Here is a 6,681-nt window from a genome sequence, read left to right on the forward strand (position 1 = left end):
CAGGCTAGTAGTCGTGAGAAGCGCGTCTAGAAAGGCGGGGGCTCGTCGGGATCAGGTGGCAGTTCCGGGGTGTCGTGCGCACCGACGTACTCGGCTTGAGCCTCGGCGGCCTGGGTGGCCAGGCGGTTGTGTCGGCGTTCGGCGATGATGCGTTTCGCGCGGTTTTGAGCTCGGGTGCTGCTGCGGCGGGGCATCATGACTTCGCGGTCTTCGCTGCGCCGGTGGGGACCAGGCGAGGCGGCCGGCGCGTCGCCGGTTGGCGCGCACAGGTTCGGAAAGAGCAGTGCACTGCCCGGAGTGGTCACGTAGGTATGTCCGTCGGGAAGAAGCCAGATCACTGTCCCGTCGGGCAGCTGCATGTCGCGCCAGCCCCAGAACGTTTTCAGCAAATGATGTTTTCTACAAAGGCATTTCAGGTTCGACGCCTGGGTACGACCGCCGTCGCCGTAAGCGACGGTATGGTCCAGGTCGCAGGCGACCGCCGGCTGGTCACAACCGGGCGCCCGGCAGGTCAGATCGCGACACCGCACGAAGTCGGCGAGTTGGGTCGACGGGCGGTATCCCGGTTCGGGGTCTTCGGCTGGCCGCGCCAACGGCCGCAACTTGGCGGACTTGGCCAACTCGGCGACCAGCTCGGCCGGAATAAGCCCCTCGGCGCCGGCCAGCACCCCCGGGTTGGTCCCCGTACCGTCGACCGTTGACTGCTCGGCGACAACGTGTATAACCACATTGCTGTGCGCCGGTATTGCGGCGGCGCAGTCGGCGGATCCGCAGCCGCACACCAACCGGTCGCCACCCGCAGCCATTGCACCCAGCGCGTCGGCGCGACGCTGCTCGAGGGTGCGCGGATCAGCGTGGCACACCGTGCGGGCCAGCTCGTCCAGGCGGCGGTCAAAAGCCTGTCCGGCTGTAGGCAGCACACTGCCGGTCAGGGCGGCCATCCCGCAGCCTTCGATGTCGACATCGACGAACCTGCGGTCGGTGGCCGCCTCGGCGGCCCGGCGCACAGCATCACGGTCGACGTTGGCCACCACCTTGTCCACCGCGGCGGCCAGCCGGCCTCGAGTCACCGAAGGGCATCGCGACAACAGCACCGCCAGCTGGGCATCCACCTTCGCCAACGCGTCGTCATCTTCGATCAAATCGGTGCGATACACGATCGTTTGGAACGCCCGGTAGTCGATGTCGCCGGCTTGGAACGCCTGCCCCACCTTGGGCAGTCGATTGCGCATCGCCACCGCGTAACGCAGATAGCTCGAGCCCATAGCCACGCTGGTCCGCATCGCGGCAGCGACTTGAGCGGCAACCGCTTCCCAGGTATCTGTCCCCCAGTCCGCACGTTCTCCGGAATCCCGGCAACGTAGGACGAACAGCTCTCCGATCGCAACCAGCCGCTCGGCGGCGGCCTGAGCTTCCCTTCGTGACACGTTGCGCACCCGGTCGAGCAGGGCTTTCGACTCCGGCGTCGGACGCGAGGCGTACCACGATTCGAACATACTTTCGATAGTAACACGCCATGCCGACATTGCTCGCCGTAGTTGCGCGGCGACGGCCTCAACTCCCCTCGGCCCCCGGTCAGGACCGGCTGCCCTCGCCCACCGGAAGCGCTGCCTTGACGTCACCAGCCGCTCAGGGTGCACCAAAGTCCGGTCGGTATTTGGCCACCAAGGTTCGCACGGTGTCCATGGCGGCCACGGCGCGTTCCTTGTCCACCGCCTGAATCGCCATCACCGGGATGTACTCGTCATCGGGCAAGTCGATCCGCGCCCATCGGCTGCCACCCGGAAAGGACACACCGACTACGTCCGGCCAGGCAATCAGCTTGTAGCCCAAGAGATTGCGTACCGAAAACCCGGCCGGCCCCACCCGCAGCCGTGGTCGGGTCAACAGCAGCGTGGCACCGGCAAAAATCAGCCCCAGCGCGCCCATCGCCACCTGGTCAGCCGTCCGCAGGACCACGCCGGTGGTCCCGACCTTCAGCACCATACCCACCGCGATGTGCACCGCGACAATCAGGAAGGCTGCGACGCAGGCGAATATCGGGGTCCAGTAGGGACGCAATACCACGTCCCAGTCGTCTTGCTGCGGGTCGGCCGTCACGACTGAACACGTAGCTCGCGCAACGTCAGCGCCGTGGTCAGTGCCGCCGCGGTCGCTTGCGCGCCCTTGTCCTCCGCCGACGTCGGGAGCCCGGCCCGATCCAGGGCCTGCTCCTCGGTGTTGGTGGTCAGCACCCCGTTCGCCACGGGTGTGGACTCGTCCAGTGAAACCCGGGTCAGCCCCTGGGTCACCGCGTCGCAGACATAGTCGAAATGCGGTGTCTCACCACGGATTACCACTCCCAGCGCGACGACAGCATCGTGCTGCCGGGCCAATTCCTGTGCCACTACCGGAATCTCGATTGCACCCAGTACGCGCACCACCGTGGGGTTGTCGATGCCGGAGTCGGCAGCCACCTTCCGCGCGCCGGCAAGCAACGCGTCGCAGATTTGGCTGTGCCAGGTGCTGGCCACAATCGCCAGCCGCATACCGGACGCGTCGAGCGCCGGGATGTCCGGGACGCCGGCCCCACCGCTCACAAAGCACCACCGAATTCGCCGGGCAACGGGACCGATTCCTGGAAATTGCCGAATTCGTCCAGCCCGACCAGGTCGTGGCCCATCCGGTCGCGCTTGGTCATCAGGTAGCGAATGTTTTCGGCATTGGCGCGCACCGGCAGCGGCACCCGCTCGATGATGTGCAGTCCGTATCCGTCCAGCCCGACCCGTTTGGCCGGGTTGTTGGTCAGCAGCCGCATCGACCGGACCCCGAGGTCGACCAGGATCTGCGCACCGATCCCGTAATCCCTTGCGTCGGCAGGCAACCCGAGTTTGAGATTGGCGTCGACGGTATCCTCGCCGGCGTCCTGCAACTGGTAGGCCTGCAATTTGTGCATCAGGCCGATGCCGCGGCCCTCGTGGCCGCGCATGTACAGCACCACGCCACGCCCCTCCCGCGCGACCATCGCCATCGCGGCGTCCAGCTGAGGTCCGCAGTCACAGCGGCGCGACCCGAACACGTCGCCGGTCAAGCATTCGGAGTGCACCCGGACCAAGACGTCGTCGCCGTCGGCGTTCGGGCCGGCGATCTCGCCGCGCACCAGCGCCACGTGTTCGACGTCCTCATAAATGCTGGAGTAACCGATGGCGCGAAACTCGCCATGCCGGGTCGGGATCCGGGCTTCGGCGATTCGCTCGACATGTTTTTCGTGCTTGCGGCGCCATTCGATCAAATCGGCGATGGTAATCAGCGCCAGACCATGCTCATCGGCGAACACCCGCAACTCGTCGGTCTGGGCCATCGCCCCTTCGTCTTTTTGGCTGACGATCTCGCAGATGGCGCCGGCGGGTTGCAGCCCCGCCAGCCGCGCCAGGTCGACGGCCGCCTCAGTGTGGCCTGGGCGGCGCAACACGCCGCCGTCCTTGGCCCGCAACGGAACAACGTGACCGGGACGGGTGAAGTCGTCGGCGATGCTGGCCGGATCGGCCAGCAATCGCATGGTGGTGGCCCGGTCGGACGCCGAAATGCCGGTACCGATACCTTGTCGCGCGTCGACGGTGACGGTGTAGGCGGTGCCGTGCTTGTCCTGGTTGACCGCAAACATCGGCAACAGCCCGAGCCGGTCGCAGATCGAGCCGTCCAGCGGTACGCAAAGGTAGCCGGAGGTGTAGCGAACCATGAAGGCGACCAACTCCGGAGTGGCCTTCTCGGCCGCGAAGATCAGATCGCCCTCGTTCTCGCGGTCCTCGTCATCGATGACGATGATGGCCTTGCCCGCCGCAATGTCGGCAACCGCCCGCTCGACGGAATCCAGCCTCGTCATCGTTGTTACCTTTGCTGTCGGTGAGCCGGGCAGTAATGCCCGCATGTCGCATTCAGTATGAACCACGCTGCCGTCTCGGACGTCCCCTTATTCAGTGAGATGGCTCATTCGCGTGCCTGCTGATCAGGCAGTCGGCAATGCCAAGTCTGGGCGACCGAAGGTTGCCGACTTTATTGGGTTATTCCGCTATCGGTGTTTCGCCGCCGTTGGAAAAGCGCGACCAAACTCGAACGGGCAAGCGATAATCGTGGCCGTTTTCCTCATTGATTGATTCACTGCCATCGCCCGATTCACCGGACTCGCAACGTGGCATACCCGTAGCGCTCGCCTTGCTAAGCGGTGTTCCCGGTTGCCGCCGCGCTTCCGGCGTCGGCTGTTCGGTGGGCCTGCAGCAACCGCTCAACATACTTGGCAAGCACGTCGACCTCCAGGTTCACCCGCGTCCCCACCGGCGCCGAACCCAGCGTGGTCAACTCCCGAGTCGTCGGAATCAGCGAGACCTCGAACCAGTCCCGCGGCGGGCCGCCAAGCCCGGAAACGGTCAGCGAAATGCCGTCGACGGTGATCGATCCTTTCTCCACGATGTAACGAGCCAACGTCGCGGGAACCTCGATCCGGACCACTTCCCAATGCTGCGACGGCGTCCGGGCCACGATCTCGCCAGTACCGTCCACATGCCCCTGCACGATGTGCCCGCCGAGCCGGCTGCTGAGCGCGGCAGCTCTCTCCAGATTGACCCGGCTGCCCTCTCGCAGATCGCCGAGGCTGGACCGGTTGAGCGTCTCGGCCATCACGTCGGCGGTGAACTGGCCGTCGGGCAGCACTTCCACCACCGTCAGGCAGACGCCGTTGACAGCGATGGAATCTCCGTGGCCGGCGTCGGAGGTGACGACGGGACCGCGGATGGTCAGGCGCGCCGCGTCGGCGAGGGTGTCCCGCGCGATCACCTCGCCGAGCTCCTCGACAATTCCGGTGAACATCGCACCAGGCTAGTGGCCCCGGGTGGGCTAGTGGCTCCGGGTGGGCCGGTGGCTGCGGGTGGCCCCGGATTCGCCGGTACAACCGCGGCGCCCCGACCGACCGCGGGCCCTGCGTTGCCCGGTGCGGTCACCGGCACCCTCTACGATGCTGGGTATGCAACCCCCCAGACGTCTCTTCGCTGTTGTCGCCGCCCTCAGCCTCGCCGCCACGGTGGTCGCGGGCTGCTCGTCGGGCAAGAAAGACAGCGGCGGACCATTACCCGACGCGACGGCATTGGTTAAGCAGGCGACCGACAAGACCAAGACCGTCAAGAGTGCGCATCTGGTCCTGACGGTGAACGGCAAGATTCCGGGATTGTCGATGAAGACGCTAACCGGCGATCTCACCACCAATCCCACCGCCGCCAAAGGAAACGTCAAGCTCACCCTCGGCGGGTCCGATGTCGATGCCGACTTCGTCGTCTTCGAAGGGATCCTGTACGCCACCCTCACACCCAACAAATGGAGCGACTTCGGTCCGGCCGCCGACATCTACGATCCCTCGCAGATCCTGAACCCTGACACCGGGCTGGCCAACGTGCTGGCGAACTTCACCAACGCCAAAGCCGAGGGGCGCGACACCATTAACGGACAGACCACCATCCGCATCAGTGGGAAGGTCACGGCGGACGCGGTGAACCAGATCGCGCCGCCGTTCAGTGCGACCGATCCGGTGCCGGGCACCGTGTGGATCCAGGAGAACGGCGACCACCAGCTGGCCCAGGTTAAGTTGGATCGGGGTTCGGGTAATTCCGTCCAGATGACTTTGTCGAATTGGGGCGAGCAGGTGCAAGTCACGAAGCCGCCGGTGAGCTGATGGCTACGCAGACGAGCCGCCGGGTAGCGATCAGCGCGGGCAGCCTCGCGGTGCTGCTGGGTGCCCTCGACACCTATGTCGTGGTCACCATCATGCGCGACATCATGAACAGCGTCGGTATCCCGGTGAACCAGCTGCAGCGGATCACCTGGATCGTCACGATGTACCTGCTGGGCTACATCGCCGCGATGCCGCTGCTGGGCCGGGCCTCCGACCGGTTCGGCCGCAAACTCATGCTGCAAGTCAGCCTGGCCGGATTCGCCGCGGGTTCGGTGATCACCGCGTTGGCCGGACACTTCGGCGATTTCCACATGCTGATCGCCGGGCGCACCGTCCAGGGGGTTGCCAGCGGCGCTCTGCTGCCGATCACGCTGGCGCTGGGCGCCGATCTGTGGGCACAGCGCAACCGAGCCGGTGTGCTCGGTGGCATCGGCGCCGCGCAAGAACTCGGCAGTGTGCTGGGTCCGCTGTACGGGATCTTCATCGTCTGGTTGTTCCATGATTGGCGCGACGTGTTCTGGATCAACGTCCCGCTCACCGCGATCGCGATGGTGATGATCCACTTCAGCCTGCCCTCCCACGACCGCAGTGCCGAGCCGGAACGGATTGACGTGGTCGGCGGGCTGCTCCTGGCCACGTCGCTGGGTCTGGCGGTGATCGGGCTCTACAACCCCAACCCCGACGGCAAACAGGTGCTACCGAGCTACGGATTGCCGCTGGTGATTGGCGCGGCCGTGGCCGCGGTGTTGTTCTTCGTCTGGGAGCGCATGGCCCGCACCCGGCTGATCGAACCGGCCGGTGTGCACTTCCGGCCGTTCCTGTCCGCGCTGGGCGCATCGGTCTGCGCCGGCGCGGCGTTGATGGTCACCCTGGTCAATGTGGAGCTGTTCGGTCAGGGTGTGCTGGATATGGACCAGGCCCAGGCGGCCGGGATGCTGCTGTGGTTCTTGATCGCCCTGCCGATCGGGGCGGTGGTGGGCGGG

At 65.9% G+C, this 6,681-nt stretch carries 7 protein-coding genes; 2 read left to right on the forward strand and 5 right to left on the reverse strand.

Features of this window, described 5'->3' with window-relative positions; all coding sequences use genetic code 11:
- Positions 1 to 26 precede the first annotated feature (26 nt).
- The 5 genes from BST40_RS20195 to BST40_RS20215 form a co-directional block, all read right to left on the reverse strand.
- Positions 27 to 1,496: an HNH endonuclease signature motif containing protein gene (locus BST40_RS20195; RefSeq protein ID WP_083155273.1), complete on the reverse strand. Its 1,470-nt coding sequence runs from the start codon at positions 1,494 to 1,496 to the stop codon at positions 27 to 29.
- A 133-nt stretch (positions 1,497 to 1,629) separates the two neighbouring features.
- Complete coding sequence (locus tag BST40_RS20200; protein WP_075546026.1) at positions 1,630 to 2,100, reverse strand: PH domain-containing protein; 471 nt, start codon at positions 2,098 to 2,100, stop codon at positions 1,630 to 1,632.
- Entirely contained in the window at positions 2,097 to 2,579 is a 483-nt protein-coding gene (ribH, locus tag BST40_RS20205; RefSeq protein ID WP_075546025.1) for a 6,7-dimethyl-8-ribityllumazine synthase, read from the reverse strand. Before ribH ends, BST40_RS20200 begins: the two co-directional genes overlap by 4 nt.
- Complete coding sequence (locus BST40_RS20210; protein WP_075546024.1) at positions 2,576 to 3,862, reverse strand: bifunctional 3,4-dihydroxy-2-butanone-4-phosphate synthase/GTP cyclohydrolase II; 1,287 nt, start codon at positions 3,860 to 3,862, stop codon at positions 2,576 to 2,578. The genes ribH and BST40_RS20210 overlap by 4 nt, the downstream gene beginning before the upstream one ends.
- Positions 3,863 to 4,194: 332 nt before the next feature.
- Entirely contained in the window at positions 4,195 to 4,842 is a 648-nt protein-coding gene (locus BST40_RS20215; protein ID WP_075546023.1) for a riboflavin synthase, read from the reverse strand.
- Positions 4,843 to 4,996: 154 nt separating this feature from the next.
- Between BST40_RS20215 and BST40_RS20220 the strand changes: the two genes are divergently transcribed.
- Together BST40_RS20220 and BST40_RS20225 are read left to right on the forward strand one after the other, a co-directional pair.
- The gene (locus BST40_RS20220; protein WP_075546219.1) at positions 4,997 to 5,698 is read left to right on the forward strand and encodes an LppX_LprAFG lipoprotein; all 702 of its coding nucleotides are present in this window, start codon (positions 4,997 to 4,999) and stop codon (positions 5,696 to 5,698) included.
- On the forward strand, positions 5,698 to 6,681 hold a 984-nt coding region (locus BST40_RS20225; protein ID WP_239988025.1), incomplete at its 3' end, for an MFS transporter. The genes BST40_RS20220 and BST40_RS20225, both read left to right, overlap by 1 nt.

Source organism: Mycobacterium persicum (genome assembly GCF_002086675.1).
GTDB classification, from domain to species: domain Bacteria; phylum Actinomycetota; class Actinomycetes; order Mycobacteriales; family Mycobacteriaceae; genus Mycobacterium; species Mycobacterium persicum.